This is a genomic window from Prevotella sp. C0209C1, from assembly GCF_056583855.1.
Genome location: NZ_JBWPJP010000013.1, coordinates 23,439 through 37,794, shown reverse-complemented (window position 1 = coordinate 37,794; position 14,356 = coordinate 23,439). Strand labels below are relative to the sequence as shown.

Sequence of the window (14,356 nt, the reverse complement as noted above, 5' to 3'; positions counted from 1 at the left end):
TTTAGGGGGTTACGCCGTTGGTGTTATGCCCCTTTTAAAGGTCTTCGCCGTTGGCTTCGTTATACTTGTTTTCGTAAAAAATTCCAATCCTATATTTTTGGAAATCATTAGGATCTTCTTTAATAGTAAACCATACATATCTTTTTTCTATGTTTTCATCGTCAGGGAGCTGACGAAAAGAGGCTTGGTATTGCTTTTTATTAATGCTCACCTCTTGGTAAATATCGTCTTTGGAGGTAAGCCCTTCTGCATTAACGACCTTATATCTTGGGTTGTTATAAAACTGATTAATAAGGCGGTTGTATTGCATTTTAATTTGCTCTTTGTCAAGATTATTTAAGTATGTTACTATAATTCGCCAAACCTTGTTATTATTAGCCTGCACATAAATTGAAACATCTTTCCCATTAAACTGCCCTTCAAGCCCATCACCATATTTTTCTTCTGTAAAGCCCTTGTCCTTTAGCTCTTCTATCATGTCTGTGCGACTGCCGTCTACGGGTATTCTTAAAAACTTGGTAACCTGCCTTTGTGCAAAAACAGATAAAGAGAGCATTAGTAAAAATGCAAGAGATAAAATCTTTTTCATAATTTATAGTTTGTTAGTTAATAAACAGAGAAATTATAATATGTTATAAAGCAAAGTTACATAAAACGGCTGTAACACACGCAGGGAAGAGAGAAAAAGTTTTGGTAGCTTGCTTTTTATTAGCTAAAAGGAAACCTTTCTGCCCCTTTTCCTTATAATAACCCCCTTTAGGAGATGTTGTAGCCTCTAAAGTATTGTGTAGTGGCTCATCTCTAAAGGGGGCTTCCTTTATGACTAAATATTAATGGTACTGCTTTGTTAGTAGCCTACTGTTAGCTTGAGAATGCCTGTTTTACCAGTGCTATCGGTTACTTCTATTTCTGTTTCGCCCCAAGCCATGCCTTGTACAGAAAAGTAATTGTCATTATCATATTGAGTAATCTTAACTAAATTTTTAGTTTTAGCTACTACAGTATAAGGTGCTTTACCACCTTTTATATCTATTGCTTTACTTTGGTAAGGAGGTACTTTAGCTGGCGATGCAGGACTAAAGGTTAAGCCTTGAGCCTTTTCTGGCTTTTTGCCGGCTTGCTCTCTTTTCTGTTCTGCTTCTTTTCTCTTTTGCTCAGCCTCTTGTCTTTGCCTTTCAGCCTCTTGCCTTTTCTGTTCAGCCTCTTGTCTTTGCTTTTCAGCCTCTTGCCTTTTCTGCTCTTCAGCCTCTCTTTGCTTTTCCTTTTCTTCTTGCTTTTGCTTTTCCTCCTCTTGCTTTTGCTTGTTTTCTTCGTCTTGTTTCTTCTTCTGCTCAGCCTCTTCTTGCTGCTTTTTCTTGTCGGCTTCTTCTTTGAGCTTTCTCTTTTGAGCCTCTTCGTCTTGCTTCTTTTTCATAGTTTCTACCTCTTGCTGTAGCTTATCCAAGGTATCGTCTTTGCTACAAGAAGTAAAGAAGACGAAAGAGCAGCATAGCAATCCTACGGCTACTTTTTGTAAATTGATAGTTTTCATTTCTTTTATTACTGTTTAAAATTCTACAAAAAAAATTATTATTGCAAAGATACTCGTTATTGAAAATACGGACAATACCTAATAATGAGTATATTAATGATATAAAGCTCTTTAGCTTTAGTTATTTTATAGTATGCCTTTGCAAGAAGTAAAAATATTATTATCTTTGCTCGGAGGAATAATATAAAAAGGTTTTTATGGTTAAAAGGTATTGGGAAGGCTTGCCAAAGCGAGCCATAGTGATAGGTGCTTCTTCAGGAATAGGTCTTGCCGTGGCTCGGTTATTGCTTCGTGATGGGTGGAAAGTAGGTGTTGCGGCACGGCGAAAAGCTCCGCTCGAGGCTCTTAAAAAGGAGTGGGCGGAGCAGGTAGAGTGGGCAGTTATAGATGTTACCATGCAGCAGTCGCCTCACCTTTTGCGTACTCTTATAACGGCGTTAGGTGGTGTAGACCTCTTTTTCTATGCTTCGGGCATAGGTGAGCAAAGCCCTATACTGCTGCCCGAGATAGAGCTTCCCACGGTGCAGACTAACGCTTTGGGCTTTACAAGAATGGTGGGCGAGGCTTTTCGCTATTTCCTTGAGCAGGGAAAGGGGCATATTGCTGTGGTAAGCTCTATTGCCGGAGTGCGTGGTCTTGGAGCTTCTCCCTCTTATTCTGCCTCGAAAGCCTTTCAAAACGTTTACCTTGAAGCCTTAGAACAGAAAGCCCGCAATAGCAAAAAGAGCATACTCATTACCGATATTCGTCCGGGTTTTGTAGCTACACCGCTACTTAAAGGCAACAGTTACCCTCATCTTCTGCCAGTAGATAAAGCTGCTAAAGACATCTTAAAGGCTATATATAAGCGTAAGCACGTGGCTTATATAGATGGCTTTTGGCATGGGGTGGCACTGGCTATGAGGTGTGTGCCGAGAGTGCTTTGGCGCAGGTTGAGCTTAGGAAGACATGGGGCAGAAAAAGGGGAAGAGAACTAAGGCGGGTTGATGTAAGTCAAAAAAAAGGTTACGAAATGAAACTTTTTCCATGAAAAGTTTGCGTATGTGTACGCACACACTTACCTTTGCACTGTCAAAACAAAAGAGTTCATAGTTTTATAACATATATATATTTAGGGTTTTAGTTATTACAGGTAGTTTGATTGATTGTTTTAGATTAAATAGGTTTTTAGTTATTAAAGGGATTTAGATTGTAAACCAGGATTAACACATTAAGAGTTTGTCTTCGGACAACGAAAGGGTGCACAGATTTCTGAGCGGTATAGCTCAAGAGTTTGTGCACCTTTTATATGTATATGTCTGTGTTAAGGGGGCTTTGTTGTGTGGTTAAGTGTGGGAAGAGATGGTGTTTTTGAGTTGCGATGGGGCGAAAGGACATTGTAAGGGAAGGTATAAAAAGAAGATAAGGGCGTGTGCTGAAGGATATTTTTAAAAGTTTTAGTAATAAAAAGTTTGCAGATTTATCTTAATTTTATTTACTTTGCAGATAATTTGAAAGATAATAACTAAAACCAAAAATATGGAAAATGAAAACAATCAGACACCCTTATGTGGCTTGTCTAAAGAGAAATTCCTCTCTAAGGTAGATGGTAAGCAGACCGATTTATACATATTGCGTAATACGCAGGGCTGTGAGGTGGCTGTAACTAACTATGGTGGAGCTATTGTAGCCATCATGATGCCCGACAGAGATGGTAACATGGCTAATATTATTCAGGGTCATGACAACATAGAAGACGTAATACATTCGCCAGAGCCTTACCTCTCTACCTTAGTGGGCAGATATGCTAACCGCATAGCAAAAGGGCGTTTTCAGCTTAATGGCAAGGAGTATAACCTGTATATTAATAACGGTCCGAACTCTCTTCACGGAGGAAAGAAGGGTTTTAATGCCAAGGTTTGGGACGCTACGATGATAAGTAGCCACGCAATAGTATTAAAATATACATCTCCTTACGGTGAAGAAGGATACAGAGGAGAGCTTACCGTGTGGGTAGCTTATTCGCTTACGGAGGATAATGAGCTGGTAATAAAATATTCGGCTAAGACAAATAAGAAGACGATAATCAATCTTACCAGTCATGGATTTTTCTCTTTGGCAGGCATAGGCAACCCTACTGATAGTATAGAGGGCTTGGAGTGTGAGATAAATGCCGACTTCTTCTTGCCCATCGATTCCACTTCTATCCCTACGGGTGAAATCTTAAAGGTGTCAGGTACGCCTTTCGACTTTAGACGTCCTAAGCCTTTGGGCAGGGATATTGATGCCGACGACGAGCAGATAAAGCACGGTGCGGGCTACGACCATTGCTTTGTGCTTAACAAAAAGGAAGAGGGCGAGCTTTCATTTGCCGCACGCGTCAAAGAGCCTGTTACCGGTAGAACGATGGAGGTATGGACTACCGAACCCGGAATGCAGCTATATACCGACAACTGGGCTGACGGTTATAAGGGTCAGCATGGAGCTACCTTCCCACGACGCAGTGCTGTTTGCTTTGAGGCGCAGCACTTCCCCGACTCTCCTAACAGGCCTTACTTCCCCTCGGTGGTGCTATCTCCGGGCGAGGAATATAAGCAAAAAACTGTGTATAAATTTGGTGTAGAGAGATAAAATTAGTAATATTGCTCTTTAAAAGGGCTCTTTATGGGCTTTGAAGGCTAAGCTAAAGGGCTTAACGGGCTAATAGTGAGGCGTCTAAAGGCTAATAGTGAGGCGTCTGAAGGCTAAGAGAGAGGCGCTTAAAGGGCTAATAATCATCAAGAAAAGATTAGCGCAGTGGGAGCTTGAATATAAACGTTTTGGCTCACTATTTGCTTATTTGCACGTAACAAAAATAAAATAAATAAAAACAAAGATGAGTAACACAAAACAAAATGGTAGTATTATTGCGATCATCACAATGATGTTTTTGTATGCAATGATTTCGTTCGTAACTAACTTGGCTGCACCTATTGGTGTAATATGGAAGAGCACTTTCACTGGTTCGAGTGCAAACACAGTGGGCATGCTGGGTAACATGGCTAACTTTTTGGCTTACCTTTTCATGGGTATTCCGGCAGGAAAATTGCTTACAAAGGTGGGCTATAAGAAGACGGCTCTTTTCGGTATAGGCATAGGTTTCTTGGGCGTTTTAGTGCAATACCTTTCAGGTTTCTGTGGTGAGTGTGGTGCTGTAACGGGCTTTTCGGTGTACCTTTTAGGTGCTTTCACTGCAGGTTTCAGTGTTTGTACGCTTAACACCGTGGTTAATCCGATGCTAAACCTTCTTGGTGGAGGTGGCAACAGGGGCAACCAGCTCAATATGATAGGTGGCACGCTCAATTCTCTTGCAGGTACGCTTACGCCTTTGTTTGTAGGTGCTTTGATAGGTCAGGTAAGTAAAAACACAGCCATTAAGGACGTCAACCCTGTGCTTTACATTGCTATGTGTGTGTTTTTGGTAGCTTTCATAGTGCTTACTTTCATACCTATTAGCGACCCTGAGATAGGCAAAACGGATAAGCAGACCGTCTTTGAGGTAAGTCCGTGGGCTTTCCGCCATTTCGTTTTAGGTGCAATAGCTATATTTATATATGTAGGAGTGGAAGTGGGCTTGCCTGGTACGTTGATGTTTTACCTTTCAGATGTAAGTTCTAATGGTGGAGGTCTTAATGCGTTGGTGGCAACACAGATAGCTGGTGCTGTAGTGGCTACATATTGGTTTTGCATGCTTATAGGCCGTTTTGTGGGTGGTTTTATAGCCCATAAGGTGTCTTCTAAGGTTCTTATGAGCTGTGTTACGGTAGTGGCAATGGTGCTTATCGTGGTGGCAATGGTGCTTGGCAAGTCGAGTACGGTAACAATGCCAGTATTTACAGGAAAGTCTTTTGAGATAGTTAGTGTGCCTGTAGCAGCTCTTTTGATAGTGCTTTGTGGTCTTTGCACCTCTGTGATGTGGCCTTCTATATTCAATCTTGCTACTGAAGGTCTGGGTAAATATACCGCAGCTGCTTCCGGCATCTTTATGATGATGGTAGTAGGTGGAGGCATTTTGCCTTTGCTTCAAAATGTTCTTGCTGACTATACTACCTATCTTTTCTCTTACTTAGTGCCTCTCTTGGGTATAGCCTATATATGTTTCTATACTCTTGTAGGTAGTAAGAATGTGAATAAAGATATAAAGATAGATTAATAAAAGGTTTCTATTATCGCCCTCTTCTCTTAGTTATATTAGGGAAGGGGGCTTTTATAAATATAACTAATAAACAAATTATGGATATCAACTTTGTACGTTCACGTTTTGTAAAACACTTCGATGGCAAGACGGGTAATGTTTATTTCTCTCCTGGTCGTATAAATCTTATAGGCGAGCATACCGATTATAATGGTGGTTTTGTCTTTCCCGGAGCTATTGATAAGGGCATTATGGCAGAGGTTCGGCCTAATGGTACTGATACGGTAATGTGTTATTCTATCGACCTTAAAGACCGTGTAGAGTTTAAAGTAACCGATCCTGATGGTCCTCGTGCCACATGGGCAAGGTTTATATATGGCATGGTGCGCGAGTTTCAGGCTTTGGGTGTAGAGGTAAAGGGCTTTAATATAGCCTTTGCGGGCGATGTTCCTTTAGGTGCAGGCATGTCTTCTTCGGCAGCTATGGAGAGCTGTTTCGGCTGTGCTCTTAACGATCTTTTTGCCGATAATAAGGTGTCTAAGTGGGATATAGTCCTTGCCGGTCAAGCCACAGAGCATAAGTATATAGGTGTAAACTGTGGCATTATGGACCAGTTTGCCAGTGTTTTCGGTAAGCAGGGTAAGCTCATGCGCCTTGATTGTCGTAGCAGAGAGTTTGAATATTTTCCTTTCCACCCAGAGGGTTATAAGCTGGTATTGATAAATTCTAAGGTACGCCACGAGCTTGTGGGTAGTCCTTATAACGATAGGCGCAAGTCTTGCGAAGAGGTAGTAAAGGTGTTGGGCAAGCATTTCACCGACAAAAAGTATGAAACTCTTCGTGATGCTTCTTTAGAAGAGCTTGAGGCAGTGCGCGAGCAGGTAAGTAAGGAGGATTATAGTCGTGCTCATTTTGTTTTAGGCGAGAAGGAACGTGTGCTTAAAGTGTGCGATTCTTTACAGAAAGGCGATTATGAAACGGTGGGAGCGATGATGTATGCTACCCATGAGGGTCTTAGCAAAGAGTATGAGGTGAGCTGCGAAGAGCTCGATTACCTTGTCGATATAGCTAAAAAGAGCGGCGTTACAGGTGCTCGCCTTATGGGTGGAGGCTTTGGAGGCTGCACTATAAACCTTGTTAAGGACACTGTTTACGACCATTTTATAAAGCAAGCCACAGAGCTTTTTTTAGCTAAATACGGTCATCGTGTAGAGGTCTATCCGGCTTTGATCAGTGAAGGCTCTCACAGAGTGGTTTGATGCTTTTTCTTTAGGTAAGCATCATAAGAGATGTATATATTAAGGTGTAGTGGTATGGCTCTGGAATAAAGGCTATACCACTATGTTATAAAGATATGAAGGCGGAGGCTGTATGTAGACAGCAGGCTTTGCCTATGGTTATAAGAACACACTTTTTGTTAAGGAGAAAACAAGTATGCAGGCAAGAAAAAATATCATTTTAAGGATAACACTTATCTTTCTTTCGGTGTTTATGCTAAATGTTTCTATGATAAAGGCACAGGAAAAGAGTAACGTCTTCGACAGAATACTTAAGCAGGTAAAGTGTTTTCCACAGGAAAAGACCTATATACATACCGATGCCTCTACCTATCTTGCAGGCGAACGTATATGGCTAAAGGTGTATGTGGTAGATGCTCTTAGCCACGAACCCATTAACAAGAGCAGATATGCTTACGTAGAGCTTATAGCGGCTGATGGAACACTGACTGACCGCATAAAGATACAAGAGAAAAACGGGGCTTACTATGGATATATGGACATACCTGCACACCTTAGACAGGGGCGTTACCTGCTAAGGGGATATACATTGCTTTCGGCAGCGGTAGAGGGTTATGAAGACGTGCAGTACCTCGACATTATTAACGACAAAACTACTATAAAGCAAAAGTCCACCTCTTCTACCCCTCTTGGTATACCTGCAGCAAGACCTTCATCATTAAGTTTTACGCATAAAGACGGAAAGCTCATCGTTTCCACTACACTCGAAGGCGAACATTTTCTCTTAGCACATTGCCGTGCCTATCCGTTTCTGTGTAAACCTATTACCAATACTCAACCCATAGCGATAGATAACGACTCCTTACCACAAGGGGTAATACAGCTTTTGCTCTTAGACAAGCATGCTAATGTGCTTAGCACAAAGCTCCTTCTCTCGGCTAACGACCAAGAAAGGCTCTCGCTGCCGCTATTGCCCAGTAAGCTAACATATAAGCAAGGGGAGCATATAAGGATACCTTTCGACAAGTCGATGCTGCATGAAGCAGAGCGTGCCGACCTGTCAGTATCTGTAAGAAGAGAGGAAGCACCCCTTAATACCGATCGCACAAATATCCTTTCACAGCTCTTTTTAGCAAGCGATGTAAACACATTGCTACCTGATGCTGCCACTTTTTATAATAATCCGCACCTTGCTGATGAACTTTTATCTTCCTTTTCGTGGACAAGGTATAATATGGCTGAGGTTATAAAAGGTAAGTATTCTGCACCTTTAGCCACCGCAGAAGAGTCGGTTGCCTTAACGGGAAATGTGCGCACACTACTTCGACGCTTACCCATAGCTGGTGCAAAGGTAAGCCTCATAATACCTGCCTTAGGCTTTGCCAGTAACACCCAGACAGATAGCCTGGGAGGATTTGCCTTTAACGGCATAGATATACCTGCACGAACGGAATGCCTCGTTAAGGCTAACAAGCAAAATGGTAGTGAGCGCTTAGAACTGGTTATGCATGAAACCGATTACCCTGCACTGCCTACCAAGGAGCAGGTCTTACAGGCTGGTGCTACTTTTAATGTGAACGGCGCTGACAACTATGAGCAGGTAGATGAAAAGAGCTTTGGAGGAATATTGCTCGATAATGTTAATGTGGTAACAAAGAAGAGCTATTCTTCCAGTAAGAGCGATGCTTATTCGCGTACATCAGAATATTCTTTTGGTGCAAAAGAGATTAACGATATCAATGCCACGTGCATACACGAACTTCTACGCCGTGTTCCCGGACTTTTCATACGAAAGGAGCAGTGTTATGTCAGAGCTGTAACCACAGTATATGGCAAGCAGCGTCCTGCGGCTATTGTCGTAGACGGAGTGTTTGCTGAAGAGGGATACGACTTAGACCAGATAAACATGTCGGACATAGCTCGCATAGATGTCTATAAAAGTGGCACCACCGTTATCTGGGGAGCGCGAGGAGGCAGCGGAGTAATATCCATAACCACTAAAAGGGGGTGCGATACCGATGAGCCTATAGCCTCTACCAGTCAGAAGAAGGTAATGCCTTTAGGCTATGAAGTGGGTACCGACTTTTCGCGTCTTTCACAAAACAGCCGAACGGTGTGGTGGAATCCTGTTATAATAAAACCTTATATAGAGTTTGATGCCCTGCCCTTTACGGGCAATTATCACATTACTGTGGAGGGAGTAACCTCACAGGGACGCTTAGTACACGAAGAGTGTAACATAAAGGTGGAGAGGTAAGCCATGCCTCTTAGCTAAAGGATATGTTGCTTTAGGTAGTGGTAAGAGGCGAGATTATAATAATATTTCACCATAAAGTAACAAAAAGGAAGTGTTCTTTTGCTTCTGTTAGCCTTTTTATTAATGTAATAAATTATTTATAAAAAAAAGGTAAATAATGGCTTTTTGTGCAGAAGGTATTATTATTTTTATGTATCTTTGGCTCAAAGAAAATATAAACACTCGAAGAGAAGTTTCTCTAAGGGTGAAGGATAACATTAATGTATTAATTTTTAAAACGTAAGATTATGAATAAATTAGTTTTAGCCCTTATGGCAATGGGCATGATGGCAACATCAGTTTCAGCAAATACAATTACTCAAAGCGATAAGCCTGTAATAGAAAAGAAGCAGTGCTGCAAGGAGAAAAAGCAGTGCGCAGAAGAGAAAAAGCAGTGCGCAGAAGAGATGAAGCAGTGCGCAGAGGAAAAAAAGCAGTGCAGCAAGAAGATGAAGCAATGCCGCAAGAAGATGAAGCAATGCCGCAAGGAGATGAAGCAATGCCGTAAGGAGATGAAGCAATACCGCAAGGAGATGAAGCAGTGCAGCGTAGAGAAAAAGCAGTGCTGTAAGAAAGGTAAGAAGCAGTGTTGCAAGATGGATAAGAAGTGCGGTAAAGAAAAGAAGCAGTGTTGCAAGGAAAATAAAAAATGTAGTGAAATAAAATAAAACGAAAAAAGGTAATCTGTGAAGATCCGTTGTTAATTTTTTTCAAGATGTAAATTTTTAAGTTAAAAAAGTTAGTGTACAGTGGTACACGCTAAGCAAATTTAATTATCGGAAGATGGCTTTTTACGAAGTAAAAGGCCATCTTTCTCGTTTAAAAACATCATCTTTTGCAGCATAAAACATCATCTTTTGTAGGGTAAAAGGTGATGTTTTGTAACGTGCTGAATGATAAATGATTAGAGAGGTGAGCGAGGCTCTTGGCGTATGGTTATGATTATTTGTAGAAGTTCTTTTGATATGCTTTAAATTCGCCTTGCCCTTTTACGCATCTTTTCCACCAAGCTTTTAAGAATCCGCATCCGTAGCTTGTTAGCTGTACAAAGGCAGCTATGATAGAGAGCAAGCCCACAGAGGCACTTTTACTCTCACGTGTGGAGCAAACAAATATTAATAGCGAGTAAAGCACGAGTGGGGTTAAGCCAAGCAAGATAAGTGCTGAAGAGCTAAAGTGTAAGAGCTCTTGTGTGTTATTTCCTGCCGTTGGGAAATAGTGGCAGCACTGAAGAAGGTAGCAGAACAGTCCGATAAGGGTTATAAGCAAGCATGCTCCTACGCCTAAAGTAAACACCATTGGTAGGAGATGTACCAGCTTCAGGCTCTCGGGATATTTCTTATATAGGTTGATGCGGGCAATGCCAGAATTGAACACCTGCCGCCAAAACTTTCTAAAGTCTGTGCGTCGTTTATGATATACCCATGCCTTTGGGAAGAGTCGGCATTGTTTGTCTGCTTTAAAGATGCGGATAGAGAAGTCGATATCCTCACCGAAGCGCATCTTAGAGAATCCTCCCAACTCGGCATATACTTCTCTTTTCACACCCATGTTAAAAGATCGTGGATAAAACTTGTCGAGCTTTTTCTTACCACCACGAATACCTCCTGTGGTAAAGAAAGAGGTCATGGCGTAGGATATGGCTTTCTGTGTGTTGGTAAAGGAGTCGTCGGCACGGTCAGGACCCCCAAAGGCGTCGGCATACTGCTTGTCAAGCTCTTCGTTAATAGCCTTAAAATATCCTTTTGGCACTACGACATCAGAATCGAGTATGATGAGATAATCGCCCTTAGCATGGTTTGCGCCATAGTTGCGGCTCTGCGATGGTCCGGAGTTAGGCTTGAAAAAATAGTGTATTTGTAGCTTGTCAGCAAACTGTAGGCATATATCCTTGCATGGCACATTGGAGCCATCTTCCACTATTATTACTTCAAAATTGGTATACTCCTGCCCCGATAGGCTTTCTAAAAGCTCTTTTACCTCATCAGGGCGGTTATAAACAGGCACTATGACGCTATATTTCATGACTTTATGGTTGTAGTAATGGAAAAAAGAAAGAGGTATGTTATACGTAAAGAGCAGTAAGGAGTTATAAGAAAAGGGTAAGAAAAAGGAGCTTTCAATAGGATATTCTCCCTAAGAAACCGCACTCTTTCTTACCCTCTTATATTTGCTTTATATTAACGTTTTATGCATTTACACGCCCCAGATAGCTACCATCGCGTGTGTCTATCTGTATTGTTTCCCCTTCGTTAATAAACAAAGGTACACGCACAACGGCTCCTGTCTCTAACGTAGCAGGCTTTGTAGCGTTGGTAGCAGTGTTGCCTTTAACGCCTGGCTCGCTGTGTGTTATCTTTAAAGTGGTCTTAGCAGGCATCTCAGCAGAAAGGATAGTGCCGTCGCTGGTATCAGTAACTACCTCTACAATGTCGCCTTCTTTCATATATTGAAACCCAGCTATCTGATGTTCAGAGATAGGAATCTGCTCGAAATTCTCTTGGTTCATAAATATAAACCCCGTAGGGTCCTGATAAAGATATTGGAAAGGGCGACGCTCTACGCGTACATCTTCCAGTTTGAACCCTACTTGGAATGTGCGGTCAATAACACGCCCGTCAGCTACATTCTTTAGCTTTGTTATCATAACGGTGTTACCTTTTCCGGGCTTACGGTGCTGAAAGTCTATACAAGTCCAAATCTTACCATCAAGACGGATACATGTTCCGATTTTGATTTCCTGTGAATTAATCATAATTTATTATTTATCTGATATATTATTTTATATTCTTTGCAGTTTTTTCTTATGCGCTGCAAAGTTACTTATTTTATACAAAAAACATAAATTATTGATGTAAAAATCGCTTAATTCTTGGTTAATCCAAAAAGATTAATTAATTTTGCAGACCTAAAAAGCGGTGTTTTATTATGCCTCTATAGTATAAATAGCACAATAACAAATAAAAAAACAATAAAATGAAAAGAACATTTCAGCCCCATAACCGTCGCCGTGTGAACAAGCATGGCTTTCGTGAGAGAATGGCTACAAAGAATGGACGTCGTGTGTTGGCGTCTCGTCGTGCAAAAGGTCGTAAGAAGTTAAGTGTTTCTGACGAGCATCACGGCAAGTAACAAGTAGTTTTCCCTTATGGGATTTTAATGCAAAACGGAAAGAAGTGAGGGGCAAACTTTGCTTCTTTCCGTTTTTTTATATACCTTTGTTTCGTTATTATATGTAGAAATACGTCAAGAGGAATGAGTTCGCAAAACGTCTTTAAAAAGCTAAGCTGTACATATATATGGGGTAATATACTGGCAATGGTTATCATTATGTTACTTCTTGGGATAGGTATTAAATATGGCATAGATTATTATACCTGTCATGGTGAGTCTATTGTAGTGCCTAATGTTATACATAAGCAGTATGATGAGGCTGAGCGTATAATGGATAAGGCGGGTCTTACTATAGAGGTTTCTGATACGGGCTATGTAAAGGAGCTTCCTCCTGACTGTATTTTAGAGCAGACGCCTCGCAGCGGTAATCGTGTGAAGTCTACCCGTACGATATATGTTACCATAAATGCTGCCACAGCACCTACGCTTGTCATTCCAGACATTATAGACAACAACTCCTTGCGAGAGGCGACGGCGCAGCTGCTCTCTCAGGGCTTTAATGTGGGCGAGCCAGAGTATATACCGGGCGAGAAAGACTGGATCTATGGCATCATAGTAAACGGTAAGCATGTGCAGACTGGCGACCGTGTGCCTATAGACGCAAAGATTATTCTTCAGGTGGGCGATGGTACGCGTGAGATACTTCCCGGAGACAGTCTTGATGCGCCACAATATGAAGAGGTGCAGGTAGAAAAGAAGGTGCCTAAGTATGATGAGGTATATGAATATGTTGAAGTGCCTGTAGACGAGAACGGCAACGAGATACCTACGAACAGACCGCTTACGGTGCCTTCAGTGCCTCCTGTAAAGAAAGAGTCGCAGCCTAAGGATAGGGGTGTAGATAAATGATAAATCATTATGGAATATATAGACGACGACGATGAGGAGCTGCTTTTAGAGCCTGAAGAAGATAGTCCGGAAGGCTTAGAGCTGTATGAACACTTTAAGATAGAGGTGGACAAGGGGCAGAAAGCAGAGCGTATAGACAAGTATCTCTTTGAGCGCATGCAGCATTCCAGTAGGAACCGCATACAAAAGGCTGCTCAGGCTGGTTTTATACATGTAAATGGCAGTCCGGTGAAGAGCAATTATAAGGTGCGTCCAGAAGATGTTATTACCTTAATGCTCGATCGTCCTAAGCACGATAACACTATTGAGGCAGAGGATATTCCTTTAGATGTGGTGTATGAAGATGACAGCTTAATGGTGGTTATGAAGCCCGCAGGCCTTGTGGTGCACCCCGGCGCAGGCAACTTTCATGGTACGCTTATAAATGCTATAGCATGGCATCTGAGAGGGTTGGCGTCTTTCGATGCTAACGACCCTGAGGTGGGGCTGGTGCATCGTATAGATAAAGACACAAGCGGGCTGCTGCTCATAGCTAAAACTCCAGAAGCAAAAAGCTCTTTAGGTAAGCAGTTTTTTTATAAAACCACTCATCGCAGCTATATAGCCTTGGTGTGGGGTAACATAGTAGATGAGCAGGGGCGTATAGAAGGCAACATCTCTCGCGACCCTAAGGACAGACTTCGCATGACGGTGTTTCCACCTGAAAGCGATATAGGTAAGCCTGCCGTAACCCATTATAAGGTAATAGAGCGTTTTGGATATACTACCCTCATAGAGTGTGTGTTAGAAACGGGGCGCACCCATCAGATACGTGCCCACATGAAGCACATAGGTCATCCGCTCTTTGGCGACGAGCGTTATGGAGGGCGTGAGATTCTTAGAGGGCAACGGTCGAGCTCATATAAGGCTTTTGTGCAGAATGGTTTTAAGATATGTCCGCGACAGGCCCTGCACGCTAAGACATTGGGCTTTATACACCCCGTAACAGGCGAGCAGATGGACTTTACAAGCCCTTTGCCAGACGACCTGTCGGCTCTCATAGATAAGTGGAGAGGTTTTATAAAAGGCAGTGATGGAAGGATAAAGACAGAATAACATTTATAAAAACATATATA

At 41.9% G+C, this 14,356-nt stretch carries 13 protein-coding genes; 9 read left to right on the top strand and 4 right to left on the bottom strand.

Features of this window, described 5'->3' with window-relative positions; all coding sequences use genetic code 11:
- Positions 1–34 precede the first annotated feature (34 nt).
- Positions 35–589 carry a hypothetical protein gene (locus AC1DCD_RS05100; RefSeq protein WP_464640680.1) on the bottom strand — a complete coding sequence of 185 codons (555 nt, stop codon included), beginning with the start codon at positions 587–589 and terminating at the stop codon, positions 35–37.
- A gap of 258 nt (positions 590–847) precedes the next feature.
- Entirely contained in the window at positions 848–1,531 is a 684-nt protein-coding gene (locus tag AC1DCD_RS05095; RefSeq protein WP_060932913.1) for a hypothetical protein, read from the bottom strand.
- A 197-nt stretch (positions 1,532–1,728) separates the two neighbouring features.
- Between AC1DCD_RS05095 and AC1DCD_RS05090 the strand changes: the two genes are divergently transcribed.
- From AC1DCD_RS05090 to AC1DCD_RS05065, 6 genes are all read left to right on the top strand, one after another.
- Positions 1,729–2,508, top strand: coding sequence for an SDR family NAD(P)-dependent oxidoreductase (locus AC1DCD_RS05090; protein ID WP_464640682.1), 780 nt, complete (start codon positions 1,729–1,731; stop codon positions 2,506–2,508).
- A 541-nt stretch (positions 2,509–3,049) separates the two neighbouring features.
- A complete protein-coding gene (locus AC1DCD_RS05085) occupies positions 3,050–4,141 on the top strand; it encodes an aldose epimerase family protein (protein ID WP_353586380.1) in 1,092 nt (363 codons plus the stop codon).
- Positions 4,142–4,385: 244 nt separating this feature from the next.
- Positions 4,386–5,702 (top strand): MFS transporter, encoded by a 1,317-nt coding sequence (locus tag AC1DCD_RS05080; RefSeq protein WP_008446445.1) that lies wholly within the window; start codon positions 4,386–4,388, stop codon positions 5,700–5,702.
- 80 nt (positions 5,703–5,782) lie between these two features.
- Entirely contained in the window at positions 5,783–6,943 is a 1,161-nt protein-coding gene (galK, locus tag AC1DCD_RS05075; RefSeq protein ID WP_464640684.1) for a galactokinase, read from the top strand.
- A gap of 175 nt (positions 6,944–7,118) precedes the next feature.
- A complete protein-coding gene (locus AC1DCD_RS05070; RefSeq protein ID WP_464640686.1) occupies positions 7,119–9,179 on the top strand; it encodes a TonB-dependent receptor plug domain-containing protein in 2,061 nt (686 codons plus the stop codon).
- 287 nt (positions 9,180–9,466) lie between these two features.
- Complete coding sequence (locus AC1DCD_RS05065) at positions 9,467–9,886, top strand: hypothetical protein (RefSeq protein ID WP_464640688.1); 420 nt, start codon at positions 9,467–9,469, stop codon at positions 9,884–9,886.
- 274 nt (positions 9,887–10,160) lie between these two features.
- Here AC1DCD_RS05065 and AC1DCD_RS05060 read toward each other — a convergent pair whose 3' ends face one another.
- Both AC1DCD_RS05060 and efp read right to left on the bottom strand, forming a co-directional pair.
- Positions 10,161–11,243 carry a glycosyltransferase family 2 protein gene (locus AC1DCD_RS05060; RefSeq protein WP_060932918.1) on the bottom strand — a complete coding sequence of 361 codons (1,083 nt, stop codon included), beginning with the start codon at positions 11,241–11,243 and terminating at the stop codon, positions 10,161–10,163.
- Between the two features lie 163 nt (positions 11,244–11,406).
- On the bottom strand, positions 11,407–11,973 hold the full coding sequence (efp, locus tag AC1DCD_RS05055) for an elongation factor P (protein WP_008446726.1): 567 nt from the start codon (positions 11,971–11,973) through the stop codon (positions 11,407–11,409).
- 221 nt (positions 11,974–12,194) lie between these two features.
- Here efp and rpmH point away from each other — a divergent pair, with 221 nt between their 5' ends.
- The 3 genes from rpmH to AC1DCD_RS05040 all read left to right on the top strand — a co-directional run bounded on the left by rpmH (position 12,195) and on the right by AC1DCD_RS05040 (position 14,336).
- Positions 12,195–12,350 (top strand): 50S ribosomal protein L34, encoded by a 156-nt coding sequence (gene rpmH, locus AC1DCD_RS05050; protein ID WP_008446714.1) that lies wholly within the window; start codon positions 12,195–12,197, stop codon positions 12,348–12,350.
- Between the two features lie 123 nt (positions 12,351–12,473).
- Complete coding sequence (locus AC1DCD_RS05045) at positions 12,474–13,241, top strand: PASTA domain-containing protein (protein WP_464640691.1); 768 nt, start codon at positions 12,474–12,476, stop codon at positions 13,239–13,241.
- Between the two features lie 9 nt (positions 13,242–13,250).
- A complete protein-coding gene (locus AC1DCD_RS05040; RefSeq protein WP_464640693.1) occupies positions 13,251–14,336 on the top strand; it encodes an RluA family pseudouridine synthase in 1,086 nt (361 codons plus the stop codon).
- Positions 14,337–14,356: the final 20 nt, after the last annotated feature.